We start from the raw sequence: 26,307 nt of genomic DNA on the forward strand, positions 1-26,307 counted from the left end.
GAGTTGCGTTTTAGTTGCTGGGTGAATACCCTATTGCAATGAACTCAAATGGAGGATACCATGATGATTCCGTTTTATCCCTATTATGGCTACGAAACAAAGTGCAAACAGGAGCCCCTAACCTTTCCGCCCCAGCATCAAGACAGGCAGCCTGGCCTTGAGTACAAAATGAACCCATTACCGATTTCCGACAATCCCGCATATAAAGGAAGTGGAAAGCTGTCCGGCAAAGTAGCTATCATTACTGGAGGAGACAGCGGAATTGGCCGAGCTGTTGCCATTGGCTTCGCCAAAGAGGGTGCTGATGTCGTTATCGTTTATTTGTACGAACGTCAAGACGCGCTTGCAACTCAGCAAATGGTAGCGCAATACGGTGGTCGCTGCCTGCTAATTGAAGGTGATCTCCGCAGGCCAGAGCTCTCCACAGAAATCATCAGAATAACACTCGAGCATTATGGAAAAATCAATTGCTTGGTGCTTAACCAAGGAGTCCAGTTTCCTCAGACGAGTATTTTGGACATATCGAATGAGCAGCTGGAAGATACTTATCGGACCAATATTTTTCCTCATTTCTATTTGACGAAAGCCGCGCTTCCATATCTTCAACCAGGCAGCACCATCATCAGCACAGCCTCCGTAACTGCTTATGCAGGTGCCCCGCTTCTGGTCGATTATTCTTCAACAAAAGGGGCAGTCGTATCTTTTACCCGTTCGTTATCGCTGCAGCTCGTTAATTGCGGGATACGTGTTAATGCTGTTGCACCGGGTCCGATATGGACACCTCTGACCGTCTCCAGCTATCCAGCTGAATATGTGCAAACATTTGGCGCCAATACGCCAATGAAACGCGCAGGGCAGCCATTCGAGCTCGCTCCAACCTACATTTATTTAGCTTCAGACGATTCATCATTCGTTACAGGTCAGGTATTGCATGTCAATGGCGGAATCATGACAGAAACTTAGTCTTCGCTGCCTTCTTACCTTTTCACAAAATAAGGGGTTGCTCCTCAAGTAGATTAACCTACTTGAGAAGCAACCCCTTAGCATTTATGAATGCTTTAAATAATAGGAAGCCGTCATGGGACGTTTCTCACATTTCTTGCGATAGGTTACTGGACTAAGTCCCGTCACCTTCTTAAAAATTCGGCTGAAATGCTCAGGATTAACATACCCTACACTTTCTGCTACATCGTAAATTTTCAACCCGTTCTCTAGTCCTTCTTTCGCTTTTTCAATTCTTAAATTGGTCAAATAGTTGATAAAATTAATACCGATTTCTTTCGCAAATTGTTTGCTAAGATAACTGTCACTGACTCCGACCATGGCGCAAATCGTAGACAAATGCAAATCTTCATTAAAATGATTATCTAATATAGCTTTAGCTTTCGCTACAACAGGGCTCAGCCAAGCAGCTGTTTTGTCGAGCTTAGGATGCAGCTTATCATGCAAGGCATCAAGAAATAATTGCAGCCATTCCATGGTTTCCTCCCATGTCTCTATACTCCGGACATGCTCAACCGGTTGAGGAAATCTTTCATGCAGCTTATCCCACGACATTCCTCGCTCATGCATCAGCGTACCCGTTTCCCAGATCAAATCGCTGAGTGCTTTTTTGATAGGCTCAGGCGAGGATGGAAAGTATTCAAGCAGCAGCTTGAATCCGTGCTGAATGGACTGTTTCCATCGCATAGGGTCGGTATCTTTTAGCGCTTGCAGCAGCTCGAGCTTAAATGGCGCCCATGCTTCTTTCCAATTGTCCTTCTCTGAACCCATTGATCGTTCGGCTTCTGGATAAATCAAGTGATCATATCCTTGATAGTAACTAAGAAGGGAAAGCCGTTCAGCTTGACGGAACAAACGATTCCACTGCATCACTCCATTGGCAGAGTCACTGATGCCGATCGATAAATGGAGATTCAAAAACTGCCGCAGCCTTATTTTCACATCCGTTAAGACGGCTTGGGTCAAACTTCGAATAGCCATCGCACTGCATTGCTCAGGGAAGGTGAAATATAGGATATAGTTCCGTTCATCATGACGACAAACGCGGCATATTCCTTCATTTCTATCCGTGTTCGTTACGGTTCTAATGGTTTGCATAATGATTTGCTTCGTATGCTCGAAGTGAACCACTTGAGATAATCTAATGAAGGCTACCTTCTGATTTTTCTCGCCCAACTGTTTCCGAACGATATTCAATCCTAATTTCAACTGTTCATCGAGTTCATATTCAGATGAGCTCAATCCATCTGACACCGACAGCTGATGGAGCATGGAACAAACGATTTCGTCTTCATCTAGGGCAGACAATTCAGGTTCCGCAGCCTTGCTCTGCTCACGCCTATTCAATTCCTCCACTGTCTTATTCAGCACAGGCGCAATATATTGTTCATCCAATTTCGCCTTTAGCATATAATCAAACGCCCCAAGTACAAATGAGTCTCTTACATAGCCATAGTCGCCATATGCACTAAGCATAATAATAAGCGGCGGGCGTTCGAACGACACATCTCTAAGTGCTGCAAGCAGCTCCACACCATTCATGCGCGGCATCTTTATATCTGCGAAGATGATGTCGATATCCTGACGATCTTTTAGAAGATGCAATGCTTCTTCTCCGTCGCCAGCCTCTCCTGCAATTTCAATATTTGTTGAAGTTAAAGCGATATATTCCCGAAGCGCTAATCTGGCTAAAGGCTCGTCATCCACGATAAAGGCTTGGTATTTCGGCATCTTACTCCCCCTCATACATCGATAGGCTTTAATTATGCTGAACATATTGCACCGCTTTGCTCCAGTTTTCATTCATCTTGTTCTGAATGCCTGCTACCGACTCGCCTGCAAAAATTTCTTGCGCCAGCTTTTTCTCGTCATACTGCGCTGCGTTTTTCACTTGTACAAATTTCTCATCTAACGCGGAATACATAAAAGGTACAAATGGATGCTCTCTATTCTCCTCATTAAAAAAGGGAAGTATGGACTGAACATCCGTTAACGTCGATGAGCTTTGTGAGTTATTTATAAAAGCCTGATAAACCTCGGGGCTGAATACCCATTCTAGAAATTGTATCGCTTCTTCTTTGTTTTTGGAGTTTTTGTTAATCGCCATATACTGGTCCGGCATCGTTACAGAAAGCAGCGGTTCTTTGGTCGTTTCCCTCCACGGCAGTGCAAAAGCACCTATATCCTCATCATTGCTCACTTTTGCCACATGATCCGAGTAATACCATTGACCGAGTGCGATCATTGCCGCTTCTCCGGACTGAAACAATTGTTTCGCCTGATCAAAGCCAATTTCGAGCGCGTTGGGACCAGCTAATTTATTTTCAGCGATCGTCTTGAGCATATCGGCTGCTTTGCCAAAGGCTGAGCCTTCTCCGAATGGCTTCAATTCGTTTGATATATTGGCCAAATAGTTCTCGTCCTTCGAAAGGATTGGCGGTCCAAATTCAATAAATGGATAGAAGGTCCAATCATCTTTGCCCCCGATAGCAATCGGAATATATTTGCCGTGCAAATTAATTTGATTCAGCACATCCATAAATTGTCCTAAGGTTTGCGGAACACTAACGCCCACCTCTTCAAAAATACTTGGTCTATAATACACATACTCAGAGAAGGATATGAGCGGCAAGCCAAGTGTTTCCCCCTCTATTTCAGCTGGGTATTTATTTCTGCTCGTTGCTTGCAATTGATTAAGAGACAACAATGAATTTTTATAAATAGGCAAATGACCCGGTTTCAAATAAAATAGGTCAGGCAAATCATTTGCCGTCAGACGCACCTTTAAATATTGGCCGCTATTATCTGGAATCGTCTCTACTTCCACTGTTACATTTGGTTTGAGAGCCGAATATTCCTTCACCTTCTCCGTCCAAAATTCGATATCCGTCTTCGATTCCCATATTCCAAATTTCATTTTTACCGGCTGATTTTGATTGGAGGTTTGTTTCTGCGGTGTATTAACAACCAAAGAATAAATCGTATCATTGGTATCAGCCTTAAACATACCGATCCATCCTGCAAGCAAGCCTACCGATATCAAAGTAACGACTAAGACTGTGACAATATTTTTGTTAAATTTCATTTCCACTTCTCCCAGCAAAACCTGAACCCGCAAACGAATGATTGCGCTTTCAAGTATATGGCATTTATTATACAGCGTTTATGGTTAGAAAAGATGACATTTTTAGTTCAAACATGATCATTTATGCTGAAAAATCAGCCATTTCCTCATCCGGTTCATTAATCAAAGGCAATCGAATGCTAACCTTTGTTCCCTGCGGCAGATTAGACTCGTACCGTAATCCATATTGCAAGCCGTAGTGCAGTTGTATCCGTCGATGTACATTTCGATTACCCATTCCGCTAAACGTATAGGAGGCCGTTCTGTCTTCAAGCTGATCAATGACGTCTGACGTCATTCCCATCCCATTGTCTGCGATCGTAATGAGTAAATTTTTATCCTCCTTTGCGATTGTGATTGTGATGATTCCAGGGTAATCAATATCCTTTAGACCATGAATGATGCTATTTTCCAATATAGGCTGCAGCAATAGCTTTAACAAATAATGTCCTGAAACCTCAGGATCGATGTTCCATTCCATTTGGATGGGCCTGCCGAAACGAATCTCCATAATGTACAAATAATGCTTCAAATGGTCGACTTCGTCCGCTATCGTAGTTAGAAGCCCGCCGCGGTTAAAAGAGGAAGCTAAAAGCTGTGTCAACGAGTGAGTCATGTTGCGGATATTGTCCGCTTTGCTTATTAAAGCCATAAACTTAATTGCGTTTAACGTGTTGATTAGAAAATGCGGATTAATTTGCGACTGCAGCGCGGCAAATTCAGCTTTACGCTTTTCGACCTCCTGCTTCTCACGCTGGCTTATTAACTGGCGAACCTGTTCGGTCATTAGATTAAAGGAATGGCCCAGCCTTACCATCTCCAAGCTGCCTGAGCCTGTAAATTTCGCATTTAAATCTCCACCCGTTACACGAACCATTTGGTGGAGCAGCACACGGATCGGCTTTGTCACATTGGAAACAAAATAGAAGGAAACGAGCACAAACGCTAAAATGATCAAAATAGCGAGAAACCACACAAACGAATTTACATTTCGGTAATTGGCGAGCAAATCTGCGAATGGAATAATTTGAACAATGTACCAATCCGTATTGTCTACTTTTGCATATGTTATTAATTTCTTATTGTCCTCTGAGTCATCCACGAAGGACCCTTCTACACCGCGGCTTATTTCTTTCGACCAATTGTTCACAACGTGGCTTCCTCTATCAATAACTGTATTCGAAGCGATGATTTGACCTTTGCCGCTTACAATATGCAGAACTGATTCCGAATTATCGCGTGACTGCAAAATATGATCGAAAGTTCCGCTTTCAAATGTAAAGAGGATCAATTCCATTTTGGACATCCGATTAGTCGTGCTTGGAGAGAGCGCAGCGGCCATCATGTACGGATTGTAATTCCCATAAAGAGCGTTGGGAAGCATGCCTTGAAACCGTATGACGTCAGGCTTGCTAATCGTGTCACGGTACCAATCTTGCTCGCGTACAGCAGAGTCATCCAACATCATGTTTTTTAAATAAGAATATGATTTTCCGTTATCAAAAAAAAAGTTAACAGAGAGCACACGGCCAGAGACCGATGCGGTGTACTTCTCGATCATTATTTTCAGCTTATTGGYAGCCTTCTGCTTTTCGATGCCGCTCAAACGATTAATATCAAATATGGTGAAAATGACATCCTGATCTACGCCAATCGAAGCAAACAGACCAGACATGCGATTGATTTCTTGACTTACTGAATATGAAAGCGCTTTCGATATTTGCAGTGAGCGCCCAGTGTTTTGTTCGAGAATATCCCGTTCGTAAATGTTCAATATGACTGAGCATATTAAAAAGACAGGTACGATAACAACCGAAATAAAAAATAGTTTTAATATGGTAGACATGCGCAAGTTTTTTTGCATATTGGCTCCTTGATTAGATGTTAGGYTTACTCCTCGTATATAACCACCTCAAGCTCATCGCTGTCAATATTCATTTTGGCAAAACCTATTTCCTTTCTATTAATAAAGTAATGCACCCGCTCGCTGTTTGCTGCAACCGCTTCCTTATCAGCAATAACCAAATATAAATTGAGTACAAAATATGACGGATTCAGTTCAAAAATGGTCATGTACCCGGTTGCATACCCAGCGGTATACTTACCAAAAAAAGGAGGAGTCAACAATGCAAAGAAACAAAATATTTTCGATTTTATTAACAGTAATGATGATCTTTTTAGCCGTCGGGTGCTCAAACTCGAAGAGCAACAACCCGGAGGTTACCGAGTCTCCCGCTCCTGCTGCAACAACCGAGCCCACTTCTGCTGCCGAGCCAAGTCCCGATGCTGCCGGCCTTGATGGCAAAGTGGTCTTCTGGTCCATGTGGAGCGACACCGAACCGCAAGCAAAAGTGATTAAAGTGGCAGTCGATGAATTTAAAGCTGCTAATCCAAAAGTTACCGTCGATCTGAAGTTTACAGGACGGGATATTAGAAAGCTGATTAAACCAGCACTCGACGGCGGCGAACAAATCGATATATTCGAGGATGATCCTTCCGTTACGATGGCGATAGTTAAGGACCATTTGCTGAAGCTGGATGAATATTTGGCTACACCATCTGTAGGCATGGAAGGAAAATCATTGCAAGATTCACTTATGCCAAGCTTAATGGATTGGACAAAATCTTTGTCAGTAACAGCAGGACTTGAAGAAGGCCACTATGCGATTCCACAACAGCCGTTCGCTGTACTATTTTTCTACAACAAAGAAGTGTTTGAGAAAGCAGGAATTACGACTCCGCCTAGCTCATGGGAGCAGTTTATGGAATATTGTGAGCTGATTAAAAAATCTGGCGTTGCTCCAATTACATTCGATGATGCATACCGTGATTTGTTTATCGGCGGATACCTCAGCAGCGCAATGGGCAATGAATGGGTCGACGCACTCGTGAATGACAAAACAGGCGAGATGTGGAAGGATCCAATCATCCTTCAATTCGCCAAAGATATGGTCATGATGAAAGAGAAAGGTTACTTCTCTTCTAAGCTTGCAGGCAGTAAATACCCAGCTGCACAGCAGGATCTCGTATTCGGTCAATCCGCAGCTTATCTGAACGGCACTTGGCTTCCGAATGAAGTTTCTGCCACAGCAGGTCCTGATTTCAAATGGGGCTCCTTCCAATTCCCAACTGTGCCTAACGGCAACGGAAAAGGTCAGAATGAGCTGACATTTGGCGCACAAGCTCTTATGCTGAACAAAAACAGCAGCAATAAAGAAGCTGCTATCGAATTGGTTAAATATCTGGTAAGCCAAAAAACACAAGCTGAAATGGTGAAGCAAGCTCAAGCTATTCCCGTTTCTATCGATACAGAATGGCCTGCAGCACTCGCTGAAGCAGAAACAGCAATTAACAACGCTAAGGTCAATGCGCCTTGGGGCTACGGAATCAACAACTCCGCTGACTTCTCCAAAGGTGTAATCGTACCCGTATTTATGGAGCTTGCCGCTGGTAAATTAACAGCAGACGCTTACGTCAACAAAATGAGTTCAGAAGCCAAAAAGTTTTATGGCACAAAATAACGATAATTAAATACTTCGATCATTGTGCAGCGATCCTTCGGATTGCTGCACAATGACGTTATAACGGATTATGAATCATATCCGGGAGGGAAATTTACATGCAAATTAAAAAACCGATGATTGCCCTTTTCCTTTTGCCGGCGGTACTCATCTATCTTGCAGTCTTTCTATATCCAACGCTTAGAGCTTTGCTGATGAGTTTCTATTCCTTGCCGTCCATATCAAGCAAAATGTCAGAGTGGTCATTTATCGGATTCGAAAATTACACTGACCTGTTCCGCAACAGCTATTTTATGGACTCTGCATGGAATGTATTGAAAATATGGCTGTTTGGCGGCATCATCACGATTTGCTCCGCCTTCCTATTTGCTGCTATTTTATCATCCGGCGTCCGCGGCAAAACGTTCTGGCGCTCGCTCGTTTATTTGCCGAATACCGTATCTGCAGTCGTGTTATCCGTTATTTGGATTCATTATATATTTAATTCAAGCTATGGCTTCTTAACGAAGCTGTTCCGTTTCCTTGGACTCGATATGCTTGCCGATATTCAGTGGACGAGCGACAGTTATTTGTTCCTCTCCATGCTGCTGGCGTACTGCTTTGGTTCCATTGGCTACTTTATGCTTATCCTTAATGCCGGAATGGACCGTATTCCACGCGACTATTACGAAGCTGCCCTGCTCGAAGGGGCTAATCCATTGCACAAGTTTTTCCGAATCACGCTGCCGCTGCTTCAGGACATATTCCGTATGACGCTCGTTTTATGGACGGTAACAGCCGTGAATTTCTTTGTCTGGTCCGCTACCTTTGGCGGTGCGAGTGAAAGCGTCGCTACGATGACGCCGGGCTACTTTATGTATCTCAAAGTGTTTGGCGACGGCACTTCAGTTTATACGCAGGATGCCTTTAATGTAGGAGCAGGCGCGGCAGTAGGCGTTAGTATTACGATATCAATTCTAATCCTATCCGCCATCATCAATCAGTTCTTCCGTAAAGAACGTCTTGAATATTAAAGATGAGGTGTTAGCATGGTTAATAAAATTCGGTACGTCCCGCTCTATTTGTGGCTGCTGTTCACGATTGTATTGTTCGGCTTCGCCATTCTAGCTTCATTGAGCACAACAAGAGGCATTTTTACAAATTCACTATTTGAGAGCGGCATTCATTTCTCCAATTATATCGATTTATTCAAAACCCAGAAGATGGGACGGTACTTTCTGAACAGTGTTATTTATACCGTTTCAGCTTGCGTCGGTGTTCTCGTATTCGCTGCTCCTGCCGCTTATGTTTTGGGCAGAGTGAAATTTCGCGGCAAAAAAATAGTCAATCTGATGTTTTTATCCGCAATCTCCATCCCTGGCCTGCTCATATCCATCCCGCTTTTTTCATTGTTCGTTGAGCTGAAGCTTACGGGTTCCATTATTACGCTCGTATTAATCTATATTTTCACTAATATTCCGTTTAGCGTATTCCTTCTCACCGGATTTTTCGCTTCCATTCCGAAGGAGTTGGAAGAATCAGCAGCTGTTGACGGCTGCGGCCCTATCCAAACGTTTATCAAAATTATATTGCCCGTTGCCCAGCCTGGCCTCATTACAGTTTCTATTTTCAACTTTATGTCGATATGGAATGAGTATTTGTATGCGCTTATATTTGCTGGTGATCCGAAATATCATACGCTCGCGCTTGCATTGCAATCCATCGTACTCGGCTTTACCAACACAGGAAACTATTCCGGTATCTTTGCAGCATCCATCATCGTATTTTTGCCAACTTTCATTTTGTATTTGTTTATTTCCAAGCGAATTGTTGCAGGCATTACGGTTGGATCAGTAAAAGGATAGAAAGGAGTTCATTCACCATGCGTGTATATCAGTCAACCTTACGGATCGAAGGCTCAAGCATTGGCGGTCAAAATCCGCTGCCGATGTTCCGAAATCGCCAAACACATAGAGAAGTCAGCGATAACGGCACTCTTCCAAGCGAGCTGCGATCGAAGCTAGGATATGAAGCAGGGGAACGTTATTTACCCTATCGAATGCAGGATCGTTATACAAGAGATCGGAAAAATCTATTGCTAGAAACTATCGTGCTCGAAAATGAGCATTTGCAGGCTGTTTTTTTACCTGCTTATGGTGGAAGATTGTATTCTCTTACGGAGAAAAAAACGAATCGCAGCCTTCTCTATACGAATCCGGTGCTGCAGCCTGCCAACCTAGCCATATTGAACGCTTGGTTCTCTGGAGGAATCGAGTGGAATATCGGTCAGCTCGGACATACGTTTACCACATGCTCCCCCGTTCATGCAGCCATTCTGCAAGATGAGAACGGAAACGATTTTCTAAGGCTGTATGATTACGAGCGTTGTAAAAACCTGTTTTGGCAAATTGACTTTCATCTGCCCGCTGGTTCAAACAAGCTCATTCTTTATGTGCGGATCGTTAATGACAATGACAAGTCGGTTCCGATGTACTGGTGGACGAACATCGCTGTAGAGGAAACACCGCAAGCCCGTCTTTTTTCGTCAACAGATGAAGTCATTTATATTGACCATAAAGTGAAAGGATTTGGACTTGGCAAGCTGCCGTATCTGCCGACTGTTCCGGGCAAAGACGTCACCTATCCGCTGAGCTTTCCTTTCTCGAATGAATATTTCTTTCAAACGCCGGCAAGCTGTAATGCGCCTTGGGAGGCTGTCGCTTATGAGGATGGACGATTGTTTTATGAACGCTCCACCTCTCTTCTCCGTTATCGCAAAATGTTTTGCTGGGGAAACCATGCTGGTGGAAGACGATGGTGCGATTATCTTGCTAACCCCGGTGAAGGAAATTACATTGAAATTCAAAGCGGCTTAGCGCCTACGCAGCTGCATGGACTTGATATGCCTGCTCAATCGGAGTGGGATTTCACGCAAGTGATTGGCATGACCGATATTAAAATCGACAAAGCCCATCAACAGGATTGGAATCAGGCGAATCAATACATTCGAGATTGTGTCGATCTTCATATCGATGCCGAAGAAATGGAGAAGCTGCATGAGTCCATGCGAGTTCTCGCACAACAAGCACCTGAGCAAGTCCTTTATACGGGTTCACCATGGGGTGCGCTAGAGCAGCTGCGCCGAGAACTGAAGGAAAATCGAACGATTCCTGAAGGCTTTTATTTTACTAAGCTAAGCACAGAACCAGAAGCCGAGCATAGCGATTGGCTCTCCCTTCTTGAAACAGGAACGCTTCCAGTCCACGACGTGCAAGAAGTGCCGAAAGCATGGATGGTTCAGGATGAGTGGCTTGCCCTGCTTGAAGAGAGCCTTGCGCACCAAGAGAATCAATCATGGAACGCTTATATGCATTTGGGCATCATGCTTTATGAGCGAGGAATGGAGCAGGAAGCTATCGATGCATGGGAGAAATCGATAGACATTCAACCATCCGTATGGGTGTATCGAAACCTAGCAGAAGCGATGAAATATGCCTCGCGAATTGATCTGGCGATTGCCTACTGGAAGAAAGCCTATCTCGTTTCCAACTCGTTCCCTGATCGAGCTTTGGCTGAAGAATATTTAAATTTGCTCATTGCTGACAAACAGTACGAAAAGGCGTGGCAAATGTACAATGCATTGCCTGAAGCCTATTCGAGCAGTGACCGCATTCAAATTATAGTAGGCGTTGCCGCACTTGAGCTTGAACAGGATGCGTTCGTTAAGCAATTGTTCCTTAAGGAATTTGCGGTCATACGTGAAGGTGAAATATTAATCATAGAGCTATGGTATAAATACAATGCCAAGAAGCTTGCACAATCAAGGGATGAATCCTATTCCGAAATACATCTTGAAGAGGCGAAAAATAAATTTCCGCCGCCAACCAACATTGACTTCAGAATCATAGGTGAATAAAAAGATGACGGTGCGTAGTAACGTGCCGTTTTTCTGTGCTTTGAGCATGCTGCCTCGCCCTATTCTGTTCCGTTTTAGGCATAATATAAAAATTGAAATTGGCTGTAGACATATACAAATTTTGTGTGTTACATTGATTAACATAGAGGCATGAACGAAAAACAACTATCAAGAATGGATGGCTAGAAGTAACTTGGTTGATTCTATAGTGTGTCCTGCACCTTTAGTCTCATCTGAATTACTTTTTTTATAGGCCTAAAGTTAAAGCGCTTAAACGTTTTTATTTTTTGTGTTTAAATTAAAGCGCTTTAATTTTGTTTAAGCTTGATTACATGCAAAGGAGGCTGCGAATCTGTCGACGGTTATACAACTATAATTTTAGGAGGAGTTTTAATTGCGCACTTTAAAAGCAAACAAAAGTATGATGAAATGGATGGGTCATGTCTTTCTCTGCTCAGCGATGCTTCTAACTTTATTGGGTGCACCCGCTCCACTTCAAACGAAGGTGCATGCTGCAGGAGAGCTTAGACCATTTCCGCAGCAGCTGAGCTATCCTGGCATTATAAAACCTAACCATGTCACTCAGGCAGCTATGAATACAGCAGTTTCGAGTTATTATACTTACTGGAAATCAACCTATCTAAAAAATAACCTCTCCTCATTGCCAGGCGGCTATTATGTCAAAGGGGATATTACAGGAAGCGCTGAAGGTTACGACCCGCTTGGTACTTCAGAGGGGCAAGGCTATGGCATGGTCATCACCGCTTTGATGGCAGGTTTCGATTCAAATGCCAAAACCATTTATGACGGCCTATTCAAAACCGCTAGAGCTTTTAAAAGTTCGGGCAACTCAAATCTTATGGGCTGGGTAGTTGCAGACGCTGCTGGTGCACAAGGACATTTTGGCTCCGCTACCGACGGTGATTTAGACATCGCTTATTCCTTAATACTTGCTGACCGGCAATGGGGATCAGCTGGCACGATTAATTATTTGGCAGAAGCCAAAAAAATGATTACGAACGGTATCAAGGCGAGCAATGTCACGACGAATAACCGCCTGAACCTTGGCGATTGGGATGCTAAGAGTGCATTAAATACCCGTCCCTCCGACTGGATGCTCTCGCATTTAAGAGCTTTTTATGAGGTGACAGGAGATCAAACCTGGTTGAATGTCATTAACAACTTGTACACGGTTTATAGTCAGTTCTCAAGCGCCTATTCAGCTAGCACAGGGCTGATTTCAGATTTTGTTGTCGACAATCCTCCAAAGCCAGCTCCACAAAACTACTTAGATGAATTTCCAGAAACTAACGAATACAATTACAATGCAAGCCGGGTTCCATTAAGAATCGTAATGGACTATGCTTTCTACGGCGACACGAGAGGCCGAGATATTGCTAACAAAATGGCCGTATGGATCAAAGGCGCCACAAGCGGCAATCCGAATAACATTAAAGATGGATATAAACTAAATGGCGGAGTTAGCGGTTCCTACGCAACTGCTGTTTTTGTATCGCCGTTTATTTCAGCAGCAACCACGAGCAGCACGCACCAAGCATGGGTAAATGCTGGATGGGATTGGATGAAAAACAAAAAAGAATCCTATTTCAGCGATTCCTTCAATTTGCTTAATATGTTATTCATTTCAGGAAACTGGTGGATACCAACTGCTGGGGGAACTACGGACACCCAAGCACCTACTGCACCAGCGAATTTGACTGCATCCGCTGCATCAAGCAGCCAAATTAATTTGAACTGGTCAGCTTCTACCGACAATGTTGGCGTATCAGGTTATCAAGTATTTCGCGGCGGCACATTAGTAGGCTCTCCTTCTGGCACGACCTATACTGACACTGGCCTAAACGCTTCCACGTCATATAGTTATACAGTGAAGGCCATTGATGCTGCGGGCAATCTTTCTGCGAGCAGCAATACAGCCAGCGCAACAACGAGTCCGAATTCAACAACAACGAACCTTGCTTTAGGCAGGACCGCTGTAGCAAGCTCAATTGAGGGAACAGGATTTGAAGCTTCCAAAGCGACGGATGGCAATTCGACGACAAGATGGGCGAGTGTTGAAGGAAGCAACAACGAGTGGATTTACGTAGACCTTGGTTCCATTCAAAACGTCAACCGTGTGAAATTAAACTGGGAAGCCGCTTACGGTAAAGGCTATAAAATCCAAGTTTCCACAAATAGTACAACTTGGACAGACGCTTTTACAACGACAACAGGCAATGGAGCCATCGATGATATTACGTTTACATCCAAAAGCGGAAGATATGTAAGAGTGCTTTGCACGGCGCGAGGCACAGCTTACGGATACTCACTTTTTGATTTCGAGGTATACGGCTCTTAATAGGTAAACACACACAAAGCCTGACCGATAACTGTCGGTCAGGCTTTGTTTTGTTTGTCTCTCATTTAACGAAGGCCGTCTAGAAGCTTACGCAGCGTCTGCAAACAATCCTCCATCGCTTCAGCAGCCTCAGCAGTATCCGATATTTGTGCGAGCCAAAGCGCCGCTTCATTCATAGCTCCCGACAACAAATGAGTGGCAGCATCCAGACGAACACCCTTAAGGTAGCCCTGCTGCTGCATCATTTCCAGCTGTTCTAGCAATAATTTCATCGACTGCTGCTCATCCAGAAGCCGCCATTCCTCCCAGCCAAGCACGGCAGGACCATCGATTAGCATGATCCGCCTGTTTTGCGGCTCGATTGCGACAGTCACAAATGCGCGGCATCCCAGACATAATTGCTCCCACAGATCGTCGCTAAGGGAAGCCTCTTCCTCCAGCCGCTGCGCTACTTCAGATTGAACAAGTGAAAGCACCGCTCGGAATAAACCTTTTTTACTGCCAAAATGGTGATACACAGCCCCCCGAGTGACCTCAGCATCTTTGGCTATTTCCTCAAGTGAACTGTCCGCAAATCCGAAAGTGGTAAAATGATGCCTCGCCACTTCCTCTAGCTTATGAATCGTCTCTTCCGTATCTTTTTTCGTTTTCCTCATCCTGTTGCTCCTATTTTCTTAAAAGCTCAGAAGGAGCTTCAAGCAAGCACATTTAATTATCAGCTGCTGCTCCCTCTTGCTGCCACACAGATTGCACATAGTTCATGCTTTCTTGTTCCGAGGGCGGAATAATTGCAATGACATCTATTAATACGCCGCCGGGATCAGAGAGAATAAAATGTCGTTGCCCAAAATCCTCATCGCGAATATCCTGCTCCAAAGACAGCTTCGCGTCAAGGACCAAGCGCTTGTACTCACTATCTACATTATCAACTTCCATGTTAAGAATCAATCCTTCAGCTCTCTTACGATAGCTCGCGGGAACCGTGGAATGACTTGCTGATAGCAGCGCTAATTCATAAAAGCATTGCCCTTCACCCATCTTCCGCAAGCTCACATACCAGTCAGACTCGTACACAACTTCAAAACCAAAGTAACGTTGATAAAAATCAGCACTTTTCGCTACATCCTGTGACATCACAACAGGWTAAAAACTGTTCATTTTCAAATGGAAGCTCTCCTTTAGTATTTATAGGATTGAATATAGTTGGATTTTAACATACATACTGTATGTATGTAAATAGCATATGATTTACTCTGCATGTTTAAGTGACTTAACCCAATAATATAAAATTTGACAATTAATCATCAAGCACTTATTATATCCATAACAGATATATCAACAATGGATATATCCATTAAAGATACATCTTTGAAGTGGGGGTGATCTATTGTCTAGAAATAACTCGCTGCAAATGGATCAGTTAACTGATTCTGCCTACTACATATTGCTTGCTCTACTATCGCCAAAACATGGGTACGCAATCATGAAGTATATCGAAGAACTGACGAGCGGTGAGATTAAGATTGGGCCAGCTACTCTCTATACCTTGATCAAGAAATTGCAAGAAACCGACTTTATTGTGCTTAATGAAGACGAAGACGAGCGCCGGAAAACCTACCACGTCACCGAAAAAGGAAGATCTATTATCGCTAGTGAAATCGAGAGAAGACTAAGAATGGCGCAGCACGGTAATGTTGCACTGCAATCTGCGAAGGAGGAATTTAATGATGGAAATGGATAAAAAGACTCGTTATATGGCATCAGCAGGGCTTGCTTTTGCAGAACACAAAGAGATGAACAAGCTAAGCAAACTATCCGAGCAAGGATGGTTTTTAGAAAAATTCTCCTTTTTAGGTTATACACTGCGCAATGGACCCAGCCATAAACTTATTTATTGCCTCGATATACGTCAATTACAAGAGAACGAACTAAACAATTATAGAGAAATATTCGAAGCTGGCGGTTGGAACCATGTATGCTCATCAGGCGATCTTCATGTTTTTTCGGCGGAACCAGGAACAGAACCCATATACACAGATCGAACATCGACGTTTGAGAAATATTCAAGAACACTTAATTTGTACAAAATGGCTTCATTTATCTTGTTGGTTTTAACGATTGGCATTATCGGACTGCTTTATTTATCTGCTGAAGTATGGCAGAATTTCATTATTCAAAATGCCGCTGCAGTAGGTTTGGTATTTTTCTCTATTTTACTAGTCCCGTCAATTATGATGTTTGTGGCCTATTCCCTCCGAGTAAACAAGCTTAAAAGCTAGAATGGAATTGCTATACGGAGAAATGACCTTTCGGAAATTAAGAAGGTCATTTCTTATGTCAGGCTAGCGATAGCTCAAGCCAAAGTTTCTTGAGTATTCGTTATTTAAGGTCACAGGCAGCTTCCCTTGTGGCTTGGAACCAAATATGACCTTCACAGCAGCCTCCCACGATATCGGAATCGGTGTTATCCAGTACCAATTATCAAGCGCATAGGTTGAAATATATGCCTTCACGTTCTGATATCCCAAAATATCGCTTGGGTTTCCAAGGGAGACAGCTGCTACCGGCTTTCCAGTTGCAAGTAATCCGTTCACCAGATCCACTTGCCCTTGTGGTATTTGCTGATCCGACTTTGTAAACACAATAATTCGATCTGCATTTTCAGCCTTCTCGACCGCCTTCTTAACCGCTGACTTTGTAGCATCTAACACTGCTCCCGCAGCTTCTGCTGCCTGATAAGAAATGACTTTGCCTTTGCTTATTTGCCTAACTGCTTCTGCAATCTGATCCGCATAAGCCATACTTACGACAAGCGTTGTCTGATTTGCTTCCGCATCAAATGGAAGGACATTGTCATTTTTGATGAGCGTTATGGAATCCAGTGCCATTCGCTCAGATAACTCACGGTGTTCTTTTTTCCCCACTACTTGGCTCACATGATTAATGTCTACCAAACGATGCTCAAACATCTCTAGCTTGAATTTATAGGTTAGTATCCGTTCCACCGATTCATCCACTCGGCTTCTCTCGAGCTTGCCAGCCTGCAATGCTTCATAAAGGGACTCCAACGTATCGAATTGATCAGCTTCAGAGCCATTTGCCATGACGATATCTGCTCCCGCATTGATGGCCATAACCACCGCTTCACCCGCTCCCCAATTGTCGGATATCGCTTGCATCACCATAGCATCTGTGACAATGATCCCTTTAAAACCCATTTCATTTCTCAACAATCCTGTAAGAACTTTCTTTGAGAGTGTCGCAGGAAGTTCAGCATCAATTGCTTCAATAATAATATGTGAAGTCATAATAGATTCGATTCCTTGGTCGATTACTGCTTGAAATGGAGGGAGATGCACGGTCCGCAGCACTTCTTCGCTGTAAGACACTTTGGATAACGACATATGAGTATCAAAACCTGTATCCCCATGCCCTGGAAAATGCTTGGCGCTGGATATCATTCCTTCGCTTTGATAACCCCTCACCTCTGCAACAGCCATATCGCTTACAAGCTTCGTGTCTTCTCCAAAAGACCGAACACCAATCACTGGGTTCATCAGGTTCGAATTGACATCAACGACCGGCGAGAAACTCCAGTGAAAACCCATTGCTTCGGATTCAACAGCCGTCAAGCGCGCAGCTTGTTCCGCATAATCCACATTTTGTGTAGCTCCAATTGCCATCTGTCTTGGCAATACCGTTGCCTCATCAGGTACTCTTTGAGCTGCGCCATATTCCAAATCGCCAGAAATAAATAGAGGGATACCTAATCTAGATTCAGATGCCAGTTGCTGGAGCGCATTAGTAAACCGGGCAGTATCGGCAGCAGAATTCATTCGTCGATTCAAGAGGGCACTCCCTACACCGTATTCCTTGATCATTTTATTTGAGAACGAATCTGCTTGACCCGTAGGTGTATACATTACAAGCTGGCCTATCTTTTCCTTGTCCGTCATTTGACTTACAAGCTGTTTAGCTTTGCTCGCATTGGATATCTCTTTGTCTGTAGATTCCGAAGGTGATGGTTTTTGAACCGTTTCGGGTTCATTACTCTTTTTTTGGAAGTCAATCGGTGTTATTACGAATATTAGAGCTATGGCGATAACCATTACAAATGCAAATAACATAACTGATCGCTTCTTCATCGTTACCTTCCTTTGCTTATTCATTTCGGATGATATGAGTTAATGCTTCCCATATGTTCCGAATAAATCCCCCTTCATTCACATTTCTTGCCTAGTGTAGCACGACCATTTTTAGGAGAACAATATTGGAAAACCATTATTTATTATAGTTATCCACGCTTTTAAATCTGCTCAAAAAACAACACTCCTAGCCATTTGTTGACTTGGAGTGTGCTTATTTTACTAGAATTGCTGGTGGTATTATCGCGTGATGACTATACAAAACCTCCATAAATGACAGCTGGTGAAGCATGACTTCAATCAAATCTATAAACCTCCAACTGCTTTGAAAAACGTTGTCAGACTACAACTAACGAACCCAGAAGTGCTTATTTAAAGCATTCGTAGTGGAATAAAATTGTAACGAACTCCAGAAACGTTATTTCGAGAAAAACAGCTCATAAGACCCTGTAAAACTTGTAATAGCGCCAATAAGGTTCGTTAAAATCTGAGAACAATCGTTTTCTGCATAATAAGCATGATACAGTTCCTTAGAGAGTCGACTTGGGGCTGACTAGAGCAAATCGATTTTTGCATCGCAGCTTGCCAAAGGTAAAACTAGTGCTTAGCTTGCTCTCGCTTGCCCATAATCGGTTTAAGCAAACAATCATTCACCAAATAAAAAAATAACGGTAAAGGGACAGCCCTTCACCGCTATTTTTTTCATGTTCTATAATATCTCTGCTCAAAGCGAGCGCTCACTCTGGCGAATTCACTACTACTGCTGGAACAGCATCCCCTGTTCACATTTATTCTACTGTGATTGCACCGATCAAGCCCTTCTCGGAATGAGGACCAACCATCAGCTGGAAAATGCCAGGCTCAACCGACAAACGGTCATCTGCTCCTATGATGGCAAGCTCCGAAGGGGTTACCGAGAATGTCACCGTCTTCATCTCACCGGCACTTAAGCTCACCTTGGCAAAACCTTTTAGTTTTTTGAGAGGCTGTGTTACGCTTGCCGCTGCATCACGAATGTACAGCTGCACCACTTCTTCACCCGTAACGCTGCCTGTATTCGTAACATTTACAGTAACAGATACGGAATCCGAGCTGCTTATGCGAGCTGAGCTCACGACTAGATTGTCATATTCAAAGTCGGTATAGCTCAGACCGTACCCGAACGGATATAATGCTTGCACTGGAGCATCGATATATCTTGAAGAATACACGCCTCCTGGAGGACGTCCTGTGTTCTTCCTGTAATAATAAAGCGGGATTTGTCCTACACTCCGCGGGAATGTTGCTGTCAGCTTGCCGCTTGGGTTATAGTCACCAAACAAGACATCAGCTATTGCATTGCCGCTTTGAATACCTAAGTGCCATGCTTCTACAATTGCTGTTGCCGTGTCATCCAGCCAAACGGTTGTCAGCGGACGGCCATTGAACAATACAACGATAACCGGCTTGCCCAGCTGTATTGCTGCTTCAACGAGCTCACGCTGCTTACCCGGCAAGTCCAGTTCTGATCTGGAGTTTCCTTCACCGCTCATCGTCAGACTTTCGCCTACTGCAATAATAGCAGCATCCGCCCCAGCAACTGCTGCCAGCGCCTGTTCAAAGCCGCTCTCGTCTTCACTTTCAATGCCGCAGCCTTCCGCATATAGCAGCTGTGTGTCTGGCGATACTTTCGCCTTAATGCCATCAAGCAGTGAAACGACATCATCCACATTGCCGTCGGCCGCCCAGCAACCAAGCGGGTCTTTCGTGTTCGTTGCCATCGGTCCAATAACAGCCAGCGTTTTCAGCTGCTTAGAAAGAGGCAGTATACGATTATCATTTTTAAGCAGAACGATAGACTCTCTTGCTGCCTCGCGCGCCAATGACACATGCTCCTCTGACAAAATAACACTTTGGCTTCGTTCTGGATTTACGTATGCATTCTCGAACAATCCTAGTTTCATCTTTACAGCTAAAATTCTGCCTACAGCGGCGTCGATCAGACTCTCGGCAACCCGTCCCTCTTGAACGAGCTTCGGCAAGTATTTGTAGAATATGCCTGAATGCATATCCATATCCGTACCCGCTTTAATCGCAATTTCACACGCTTCCTCCGCGTCTCGGGCAACACCATGAGTGATTAATTCGCCTAGAGCATTGTAATCACTAACGATGACGCCTTCAAAGCCCCATTCCTCACGCAAAATTGTCGTAAGCAAATAACGGTTGGCACATGCAGGAATGCCATTCAATTCATTAAAGGATGCCATAATGCTAAGCGCTCCAGCTTCAACCGCTTTACGAAACGGCGGCAAAATAACTTCACGCAGCACGCGGTCCGAGACGTCTACCGTATTATAATCCCTGCCCGCTTCCGCAAATCCATATCCGGCAAAATGTTTAGGACAGCTCGCTACAGAGAGGCTTTCGCTTGAAGCATCATCGAGCTCGGCGCCCTCAACCCACGCTTTTGCCATAATCTCGCCTACATAAGGGTCTTCTCCCATCGTTTCGGCAATTCTTCCCCATCTAGGATCTCTCGTAATATCGATCATCGGCGCAAACACCCACGAAATACCGTCGGAAGCTGCTTCCTTAGACGCTGCTGCTGCTGTTCTTCTAATCAGATCTGGGTTCCAGCTTGCCGATTGAGCGAGTGGAATAGGGAATACTGAACGATAGCCGTGAATAACGTCTCTCCCAACGATCATCGGTATGCCAAGGCGTGACTTTTCAATGGTTTGTTTTTGCAGTGTATTCGCTTGTTCAACGCCCGATAAATTAAACAAAGAGCCTAACATTCCTTTATCGATGAGATCCTTCATAATTAGATTGATCTCACCGCCGGCATCCGGATTTATCGCATGAAAGCCCCAGTCAAATTGCGACATTTGGCCAATTTTTTCTTCTAATGTCATTTGGGAAATCAAGGACAATACTTTCTCCTTTATTTCCGACGAGAACAACTTCTTGTTTCCTGCCATCGATAACAACTCCTTCATGTATATACTGTCCATTATGAAGGAAATAGACAGGCATTTGTAGAAACAAACTAATGATAAACATCAACGATCTGCTTATGGAAGAGGAGAAACAGTAATGAAGGAAACTGGAATAAAGCTCGATTATTGTGCCTTTATGTACCATAATACGCCTTTTAGACATACCTTTAAATCCGGCCTCGAAACCTATATCATTCGATTGCAGACTGAAGGCTTATGCCAAGCATTGATTGCAGGGCAGGTCGATATCATCGAGCCTGGCGACCTTCTTCTGTTTGCCCCTGGTGAAGTTTATGATCTGAGAATTGGCGAGCTTGGGCCAAGCGGAGACTATTATGTGATCTGCAGCGGTTCTTGGCTTGATGAATGGTGGAAGCTTCAGCGAAGACCCCAAAAAACAAAAATAGGTGAGAACGGGAGAATAGCAGCTTTATGGCAGCAATTAATACTAGAAAGCAGACGGCATGACGGCGGTAATCCTGAACTATTGTGTACGCTGATGCAATCACTTTGCTATTTGCTCGATAGAGCCATAGATGAAGCAACCTCATACAACTCCGGTCCCAAGCTGCTCGCTTATAAAATAAAGCTTTATATCGAGGAGCATGCAGCGATTCCGTTCACTTTATCCGATGCTGCGAAACATACGGGACTTAGCGTATCCCGCTCGGTTCAGCTGTTCAAAGCTGAATTCGGCATGTCCATTATGCAATATGCCCAGAAGGTGCGTCTGGCGATGGCGCTGGAACTAATGGGCAAAAGTCCGCTTACGCTCGAACGTATTGCCGAAGAAACCGGATTCGGCAGCTATACTTACTTCCATCGCGTGTTCCAGCGGTATTACGGCATCTCACCTGGCGCATACCGAAAACAAATGACAGAAAAACAATAAGCCACGTCCAGAGGACGTGGCTTATTGTTTCATTTCCTTTAAACGGATTACATTCGAATTAGGATTGTATGATTGCATCTTCTGAATTGTTTTTAAAATATTGCTTCAAACCTTCAACAATAGCTTTCGCAGCACGATCTTGTCCATCTTCTCCAAGTAAAACGGCTTCTTCAACGGGGTTTGTCAAATAACCTACTTCGAGCAAAATCGCCGGCACCTTGCTTAGTGAAAGAACCTTTAACTCTTCATTCCGTATTCCGCGATCCCGAAAGCCCATTGCCTTTACAACTTGATTATGCATAGTCTGAGCTAATTCAATATTTTCATCAAAACGATAAAACGTTTCAATTCCACCAACATTCTCGTCCTTATAGGTGTTCGCATGAATGGATAGAAGAACATCTGCTTCCATTTGATTTGCTATATCAGGACGTACGTCCAGATCAATAAACGTATCATCATTCCGGGTTAGATGCGGCTCAAACATGTTCTCTTGCTTTAACAGTTCGTACACTTTCTGAGATAACGATAGTGTAAAATGTTTTTCCCTTTTTCCGCTAGCTCCTTCCGCCCCAGGATCTTTGCCGCCATGCCCTGCATCAATGACAACTTTGTATATCCTATCTGGTTTTCCATCCAAGGATTGCTGCTTCGTTGGAACAATTGGCGGATTGGCTGACAGAGCTTGCGACTTTTCTTCTTTGTTTGCGGCAAAGCCTATTAAAGTTACACTAATTAAAACTAGAGTGAATAAAAGCACAATTAGCCTGACTATTCGCGATTTTCGTTTTTTCGTATACGAGTACATGTTGTCCTCCTAAGTAATAGATGTTTAGCAGCTTCTTTATTTATACATAATCCTCATTTCGAGCACTTCTCCAATTTGTAAACAAGTTGTATCTAAAAATGTTGAAATGCGTCGGCTTATGAAACACAAAAAAACAGCCATCACCGATGGAAGCAGTGATAGCTGTTTGGAAACATGTTTTATTTAAACTCAATGATGTAATTCATCGATAATTGTACGGACAATTGGCTTTTTACTTGAGCGTCAAATGACTTCCAGCCGCTCAAATAGAGCTTGTTGCCCGATGGACTCCACTCCATTTGACCCGGATTTATTCCTTTGAACACCTCCTGTTCATTCAAAAGATTGTTTCCTTGCAATTTGGCAATATAGATATTCAGCGAATCTTTCGAGTATGCAATATATTTGCGATCCCTTGTTAAACGGAAATTACCCACTTGCTCACCTAAAATCGTGGTAGCTTTATTGCGGCGATCATATGCAAACAGCAAATTGTTCTCGCTGACAAACAAAATTTGATCATTATTGAGAAAGTCTACCGTCCCATCACGATTCAATAGATGATTATACAAACTGGAAATTCCAGTGCCGTCTATTTTACCGAACAAGATCGATTGTCCATCATACATTTGTCTGATGATCAATACCGTTTCTCCATTATCAGAAATTTTCGCATATCTCGACCAGCTTTTCTCACTTTCATACGGAACATCATATTTCTTCATCTTTTTAGTCGTAACGTCGTAAACGGCAAGCTTTTCTACTTTCTGATCATCCCATATGAAAAAAGAGAGATACCGGCTGTTGTTAGACCAGATCATCGTAGCCGACAAAGAGTCCTGCATATCCTCGACAGTAATCGCCTTGCCATCAATCTGGCTGTAGATCTTCAGGGTTCTGTTTTTGTTATTATCCCAACCGTAAACTGCGATTTTAAGCCCATCTGGGGACACCATGCTTGCTTCTGAATATTGATTGAAATTCATAACCTCTTTCATCGTCTGATTCTTATAATCAAAGCGCTGCAAGGTTTGAGTAAAATCTATATTTTTGAGCATGCCTAGAATCTGCTCATTGTCTGACCATCCGAGAATTTGGATTTCACTCTCCTCTTCCTCAAACATGCGATAGATTTTGCTTACTTCAAAATCACCGTTCGAATGGGCCAATTCTGGTGCCGCTTCTGTATCTGGTATAACGACGGTTCTTGAATTAAATTTCGTAGATGCGCAGCCCGACAAAATAACGAGGATAAGCAGAGCAAATACTGATTTTCTAATCACGAGGTCACCTGCTTGTTATCAAATTGCGGGATGTGAACAATTACGCTTGTTTCTCTATCCTCGCTTTGGATTTGAATGGTTCCTTGATGTTCTTCAACAATGGCTTTGCAAATGCTAAGCCCCAATCCGCGGCTCCCGACTTCTTTCACAAGACGACCATTTTCTCTATAAAAGGGTTCATAAATACGGGCTAAATGTTTTGGTGCAATGACATCTCCCTGATTTATAAAAGTGAATTGTATGACCTCGGAGATCAGACCTGCCTTCACTATAATTTCAGAGGAAGCATCGCTGTATTTAATCGCATTATCAATCAAGTTGATAAACAGCTGTCTTAATTTAGTTGGACTGCCCTCAATGATGAGATGATCTTCTAATTCGCAAACAATATTTTTGTTATACTTTTGGGCTTTGAACGCCATACCTTCACAAACGCTTAGCAAAATAAACCCTGCATCAACCATTTCATAGGATGCTTTAGAATCTGTTTCCTTAGACAACTCCAATAGCTGCAAAACCATTTCGTGAAGACGAGCACTTTCATCCRCTATATGCACAATACCTTTCTCGAAAAAAACCTCATCATTTTGCCCATTGTCTTTGATCATCTGCGCGTAGCCCATGATAGAAGTTAGAGGTGTTTTCAGCTCATGGGTAACATTGTCGTAAAATTGCTTGCGATGCTGGTTTAACTCTTTAAGGCGGTCACGGTCCTTTTCTATTTTGCCAATTTGAAGTCTAATTTTCTCAATCATTTGATTGAAGTTATGAGCAAGCTTGCCCAGCTCGTCCTTTCGGTTTAAAGAGATATGGACATTAAGATTGCCGTTTATCACTTCCGTTGAAACTTTGGTCATCTTGACGATGGGCAGTGTAATGTTCCAGAACAATGCATAACAAAGCAGCAAGCCCATAGCAAAGATAGCGATCGTGACATACAAAATGACATCTAATATTTGCCTGCTGTTCTCATAAAGCATCGATACGTCTTTGGAAAATCGTAAAATACCTATTTTTTCACCGTCAATGACAACCGGATATGAAAAATAGATCGTAGATATTTTTTCTTGATGGGAGATGGTATAAGCGGTTTCTCCCTTGAGAGCATGCTTGAAATCGTCTCCAAGTGGACTCATGAAGGGAGCACTGTCCGATGCAGCAAGCTGCTTGCCCTTTAATGAATAAACAGCCACTTGGCTAGACGTAATATTTTTCAAATCAACAACCAACTCTTTAGACATCTGCTCGAAATAAATTTCATCATGACTATAATGATTGATCATAAACGTCTGTTTTACATAAACATTGCTGTTTTTCTTCATCGTATTCAAATCCTGTGTAATGATAGTTTCGTTGCTGGATTCAATAATTTGCATGACAAAATGATGCAGCAGCAATAGCGAGGTGACAAAAATAACTAACAATCCGATTAAAAACTTAACCTTGATAGACTGTACCATATTCATTCCACATTCTTCTCGAATTTGTACCCGACACGAAATACCGTAGTAATGATGTCATTGGCATCAAGCTTTTTGCGCAAACGCTGAATATGAATATCCACGGTTCGAGTATCACCAAAATAATTATAGCCCCATACTAAATCAAGCAAATTTGAACGAGTAAATACGCGTCCTCTAGAGCTCGTCAAAGTCATCAATAGGTCAAATTCTTTTGGTGTCAGCTCAATGAGCTCATTGTCTTTTTTGACCATTCTTTCGGGTACATTAATTTCTATCGTTTTGAACTTGATGATTGCTGGCGCTGCTTCTTCGTTCACTGCCGTTATAGGATTGATTCTGCGCAGTAATGTACGAATGCGGACGATTACTTCACGCATATCAAATGGTTTCGTAATATAGTCGTCGGCGCCAAGCTCCATTCCGATAACTTTGTCGGAAATATCAGACCTAGCCGTAATCATGATGATCGGAAGCATGTATTTCCCCATAATTTGCTTGCAAATATCAAGTCCGCTTTGATCGGGAAGCATCCAATCAAGCAGCAGCAGATCAGGCTTGAACGCTTCGATTTCTCTTAAGCCATCCTTGCCGTTATGCGCAAGCTTGGTTTGAAATCCCTCTTTCTGCAAGCCATATGCAAGCAAATCAGCTATCGCTTCTTCATCTTCTATGATCAATATTTTGGTAAGCTCCATTCGTTCATCTCCATTCACCCTTGATCGTATCACAGYCTCGTTTTCACAAACAACTAAGCCCACAAAAGTTTACAGTATTGAAACAAGTCGGATGCATAACAGTTGGATATACTTAGCATGCGCAAAAAAGCAAATATCG

21 protein-coding genes and 1 pseudogene are annotated in these 26,307 nt (G+C 43.2%); 10 read left to right on the forward strand and 12 right to left on the reverse strand.

Going from position 1 to position 26,307, the window contains the following annotated elements; genetic code table 11:
* Nucleotides 1-63: 63 nt before the first annotated feature.
* Nucleotides 64-963, forward strand: a complete 900-nt coding sequence (locus AC1DPK_RS24865; RefSeq protein WP_477511976.1) for an SDR family oxidoreductase — start codon at nucleotides 64-66, stop codon at nucleotides 961-963.
* Between the two features lie 84 nt (nucleotides 964-1,047).
* Here AC1DPK_RS24865 and AC1DPK_RS24870 read toward each other — a convergent pair whose 3' ends face one another.
* The 4 genes from AC1DPK_RS24870 to AC1DPK_RS24885 all read right to left on the reverse strand — a co-directional run bounded on the left by AC1DPK_RS24870 (nucleotide 1,048) and on the right by AC1DPK_RS24885 (nucleotide 6,199).
* Nucleotides 1,048-2,733: a response regulator transcription factor gene (locus tag AC1DPK_RS24870; protein ID WP_477511944.1), complete on the reverse strand. Its 1,686-nt coding sequence runs from the start codon at nucleotides 2,731-2,733 to the stop codon at nucleotides 1,048-1,050.
* Between the two features lie 28 nt (nucleotides 2,734-2,761).
* Nucleotides 2,762-4,087: an ABC transporter substrate-binding protein gene (locus AC1DPK_RS24875; RefSeq protein ID WP_477511945.1), complete on the reverse strand. Its 1,326-nt coding sequence runs from the start codon at nucleotides 4,085-4,087 to the stop codon at nucleotides 2,762-2,764.
* A gap of 121 nt (nucleotides 4,088-4,208) precedes the next feature.
* Nucleotides 4,209-5,990, reverse strand: coding sequence for a sensor histidine kinase (locus tag AC1DPK_RS24880; protein WP_477511946.1), 1,782 nt, complete (start codon nucleotides 5,988-5,990; stop codon nucleotides 4,209-4,211).
* A gap of 26 nt (nucleotides 5,991-6,016) precedes the next feature.
* On the reverse strand, nucleotides 6,017-6,199 hold the full coding sequence (locus AC1DPK_RS24885) for a hypothetical protein (protein WP_441880924.1): 183 nt from the start codon (nucleotides 6,197-6,199) through the stop codon (nucleotides 6,017-6,019).
* A 53-nt stretch (nucleotides 6,200-6,252) separates the two neighbouring features.
* Here AC1DPK_RS24885 and AC1DPK_RS24890 point away from each other — a divergent pair, with 53 nt between their 5' ends.
* From AC1DPK_RS24890 to AC1DPK_RS24915, 6 genes and pseudogenes are all read left to right on the forward strand, one after another.
* Nucleotides 6,253-7,647 carry an ABC transporter substrate-binding protein gene (locus AC1DPK_RS24890; protein ID WP_477511947.1) on the forward strand — a complete coding sequence of 465 codons (1,395 nt, stop codon included), beginning with the start codon at nucleotides 6,253-6,255 and terminating at the stop codon, nucleotides 7,645-7,647.
* A gap of 98 nt (nucleotides 7,648-7,745) precedes the next feature.
* Entirely contained in the window at nucleotides 7,746-8,660 is a 915-nt protein-coding gene (locus tag AC1DPK_RS24895; RefSeq protein ID WP_430054572.1) for a carbohydrate ABC transporter permease, read from the forward strand.
* A gap of 15 nt (nucleotides 8,661-8,675) precedes the next feature.
* Nucleotides 8,676-9,491 (forward strand): carbohydrate ABC transporter permease, encoded by an 816-nt coding sequence (locus tag AC1DPK_RS24900; protein WP_076271505.1) that lies wholly within the window; start codon nucleotides 8,676-8,678, stop codon nucleotides 9,489-9,491.
* A 17-nt stretch (nucleotides 9,492-9,508) separates the two neighbouring features.
* Nucleotides 9,509-11,542 (forward strand): DUF5107 domain-containing protein, encoded by a 2,034-nt coding sequence (locus tag AC1DPK_RS24905; protein ID WP_477511948.1) that lies wholly within the window; start codon nucleotides 9,509-9,511, stop codon nucleotides 11,540-11,542.
* A gap of 502 nt (nucleotides 11,543-12,044) precedes the next feature.
* A pseudogene (locus tag AC1DPK_RS24910) lies at nucleotides 12,045-13,208 on the forward strand (family 8 glycosyl hydrolase); the annotation flags it as partial.
* A 48-nt stretch (nucleotides 13,209-13,256) separates the two neighbouring features.
* Entirely contained in the window at nucleotides 13,257-13,901 is a 645-nt protein-coding gene (locus AC1DPK_RS24915; RefSeq protein WP_477511977.1) for a discoidin domain-containing protein, read from the forward strand.
* Nucleotides 13,902-13,966: 65 nt separating this feature from the next.
* Here AC1DPK_RS24915 and AC1DPK_RS24920 read toward each other — a convergent pair whose 3' ends face one another.
* Nucleotides 13,967-14,557, reverse strand: coding sequence for a TetR/AcrR family transcriptional regulator (locus tag AC1DPK_RS24920; RefSeq protein ID WP_339203870.1), 591 nt, complete (start codon nucleotides 14,555-14,557; stop codon nucleotides 13,967-13,969).
* A gap of 52 nt (nucleotides 14,558-14,609) precedes the next feature.
* On the reverse strand, nucleotides 14,610-15,065 hold the full coding sequence (locus tag AC1DPK_RS24925; protein ID WP_477511949.1) for a VOC family protein: 456 nt from the start codon (nucleotides 15,063-15,065) through the stop codon (nucleotides 14,610-14,612).
* 223 nt (nucleotides 15,066-15,288) lie between these two features.
* On the opposite strand from AC1DPK_RS24925, the gene AC1DPK_RS24930 reads away from it, so the two are divergent.
* Together AC1DPK_RS24930 and AC1DPK_RS24935 are read left to right on the forward strand one after the other, a co-directional pair.
* A complete protein-coding gene (locus AC1DPK_RS24930; protein WP_477511950.1) occupies nucleotides 15,289-15,642 on the forward strand; it encodes a PadR family transcriptional regulator in 354 nt (117 codons plus the stop codon).
* The gene (locus tag AC1DPK_RS24935; protein WP_477511951.1) at nucleotides 15,629-16,180 is read left to right on the forward strand and encodes a DUF2812 domain-containing protein; all 552 of its coding nucleotides are present in this window, start codon (nucleotides 15,629-15,631) and stop codon (nucleotides 16,178-16,180) included. The genes AC1DPK_RS24930 and AC1DPK_RS24935 overlap by 14 nt, the downstream gene beginning before the upstream one ends.
* A 63-nt stretch (nucleotides 16,181-16,243) precedes the next feature.
* Here the strand turns inward: AC1DPK_RS24935 and AC1DPK_RS24940 are convergent, their stop codons facing one another.
* Nucleotides 16,244-18,046, reverse strand: a complete 1,803-nt coding sequence (locus tag AC1DPK_RS24940; protein WP_477511952.1) for a glycoside hydrolase family 3 protein — start codon at nucleotides 18,044-18,046, stop codon at nucleotides 16,244-16,246.
* A gap of 788 nt (nucleotides 18,047-18,834) precedes the next feature.
* Nucleotides 18,835-21,009 carry a beta-glucosidase BglX gene (bglX, locus tag AC1DPK_RS24945; RefSeq protein WP_477511953.1) on the reverse strand — a complete coding sequence of 725 codons (2,175 nt, stop codon included), beginning with the start codon at nucleotides 21,007-21,009 and terminating at the stop codon, nucleotides 18,835-18,837.
* Nucleotides 21,010-21,124: 115 nt separating this feature from the next.
* Between bglX and AC1DPK_RS24950 the strand changes: the two genes are divergently transcribed.
* A complete protein-coding gene (locus AC1DPK_RS24950; RefSeq protein WP_441880917.1) occupies nucleotides 21,125-21,919 on the forward strand; it encodes a helix-turn-helix domain-containing protein in 795 nt (264 codons plus the stop codon).
* Nucleotides 21,920-21,977: 58 nt separating this feature from the next.
* Here the strand turns inward: AC1DPK_RS24950 and AC1DPK_RS24955 are convergent, their stop codons facing one another.
* The 4 genes from AC1DPK_RS24955 to AC1DPK_RS24970 form a co-directional block, all read right to left on the reverse strand.
* On the reverse strand, nucleotides 21,978-22,727 hold the full coding sequence (locus tag AC1DPK_RS24955) for an N-acetylmuramoyl-L-alanine amidase family protein (protein ID WP_441880916.1): 750 nt from the start codon (nucleotides 22,725-22,727) through the stop codon (nucleotides 21,978-21,980).
* Between the two features lie 179 nt (nucleotides 22,728-22,906).
* Nucleotides 22,907-24,010: a hypothetical protein gene (locus tag AC1DPK_RS24960; RefSeq protein WP_441880915.1), complete on the reverse strand. Its 1,104-nt coding sequence runs from the start codon at nucleotides 24,008-24,010 to the stop codon at nucleotides 22,907-22,909.
* Nucleotides 24,007-25,476: a HAMP domain-containing sensor histidine kinase gene (locus tag AC1DPK_RS24965; protein WP_477511954.1), complete on the reverse strand. Its 1,470-nt coding sequence runs from the start codon at nucleotides 25,474-25,476 to the stop codon at nucleotides 24,007-24,009. Before AC1DPK_RS24965 ends, AC1DPK_RS24960 begins: the two co-directional genes overlap by 4 nt.
* On the reverse strand, nucleotides 25,473-26,168 hold the full coding sequence (locus AC1DPK_RS24970; protein ID WP_441880913.1) for a response regulator: 696 nt from the start codon (nucleotides 26,166-26,168) through the stop codon (nucleotides 25,473-25,475). The genes AC1DPK_RS24965 and AC1DPK_RS24970 overlap by 4 nt, the downstream gene beginning before the upstream one ends.
* Nucleotides 26,169-26,307 lie beyond the last annotated feature (139 nt).

The organism is Paenibacillus sp. 01T424 (assembly GCF_056398745.1).

What these genes read in the sequence shown, in the direction of transcription:
- AC1DPK_RS24865 (WP_477511976.1), top strand. Translation starts at nt 64, where the DNA reads ATGATTCCGTTTTATCCCTATTATGGCTACGAAACAAAGTGCAAACAG.
- AC1DPK_RS24870 (WP_477511944.1), bottom strand. Translation starts at nt 2,733, where the DNA reads ATGCCGAAATACCAAGCCTTTATCGTGGATGACGAGCCTTTAGCCAGA.
- AC1DPK_RS24875 (WP_477511945.1), bottom strand. Translation starts at nt 4,087, where the DNA reads ATGAAATTTAACAAAAATATTGTCACAGTCTTAGTCGTTACTTTGATA.
- AC1DPK_RS24885 (WP_441880924.1), bottom strand. Translation starts at nt 6,199, where the DNA reads ATGACCATTTTTGAACTGAATCCGTCATATTTTGTACTCAATTTATAT.
- AC1DPK_RS24890 (WP_477511947.1), top strand. Translation starts at nt 6,253, where the DNA reads ATGCAAAGAAACAAAATATTTTCGATTTTATTAACAGTAATGATGATC.
- AC1DPK_RS24895 (WP_430054572.1), top strand. Translation starts at nt 7,746, where the DNA reads ATGCAAATTAAAAAACCGATGATTGCCCTTTTCCTTTTGCCGGCGGTA.
- AC1DPK_RS24900 (WP_076271505.1), top strand. Translation starts at nt 8,676, where the DNA reads ATGGTTAATAAAATTCGGTACGTCCCGCTCTATTTGTGGCTGCTGTTC.
- AC1DPK_RS24905 (WP_477511948.1), top strand. Translation starts at nt 9,509, where the DNA reads ATGCGTGTATATCAGTCAACCTTACGGATCGAAGGCTCAAGCATTGGC.
- AC1DPK_RS24920 (WP_339203870.1), bottom strand. Translation starts at nt 14,557, where the DNA reads ATGAGGAAAACGAAAAAAGATACGGAAGAGACGATTCATAAGCTAGAG.
- AC1DPK_RS24935 (WP_477511951.1), top strand. Translation starts at nt 15,629, where the DNA reads ATGGAAATGGATAAAAAGACTCGTTATATGGCATCAGCAGGGCTTGCT.
- AC1DPK_RS24940 (WP_477511952.1), bottom strand. Translation starts at nt 18,046, where the DNA reads ATGAAGAAGCGATCAGTTATGTTATTTGCATTTGTAATGGTTATCGCC.
- bglX (WP_477511953.1), bottom strand. Translation starts at nt 21,009, where the DNA reads ATGGCAGGAAACAAGAAGTTGTTCTCGTCGGAAATAAAGGAGAAAGTA.
- AC1DPK_RS24950 (WP_441880917.1), top strand. Translation starts at nt 21,125, where the DNA reads ATGAAGGAAACTGGAATAAAGCTCGATTATTGTGCCTTTATGTACCAT.
- AC1DPK_RS24955 (WP_441880916.1), bottom strand. Translation starts at nt 22,727, where the DNA reads ATGTACTCGTATACGAAAAAACGAAAATCGCGAATAGTCAGGCTAATT.
- AC1DPK_RS24970 (WP_441880913.1), bottom strand. Translation starts at nt 26,168, where the DNA reads ATGGAGCTTACCAAAATATTGATCATAGAAGATGAAGAAGCGATAGCT.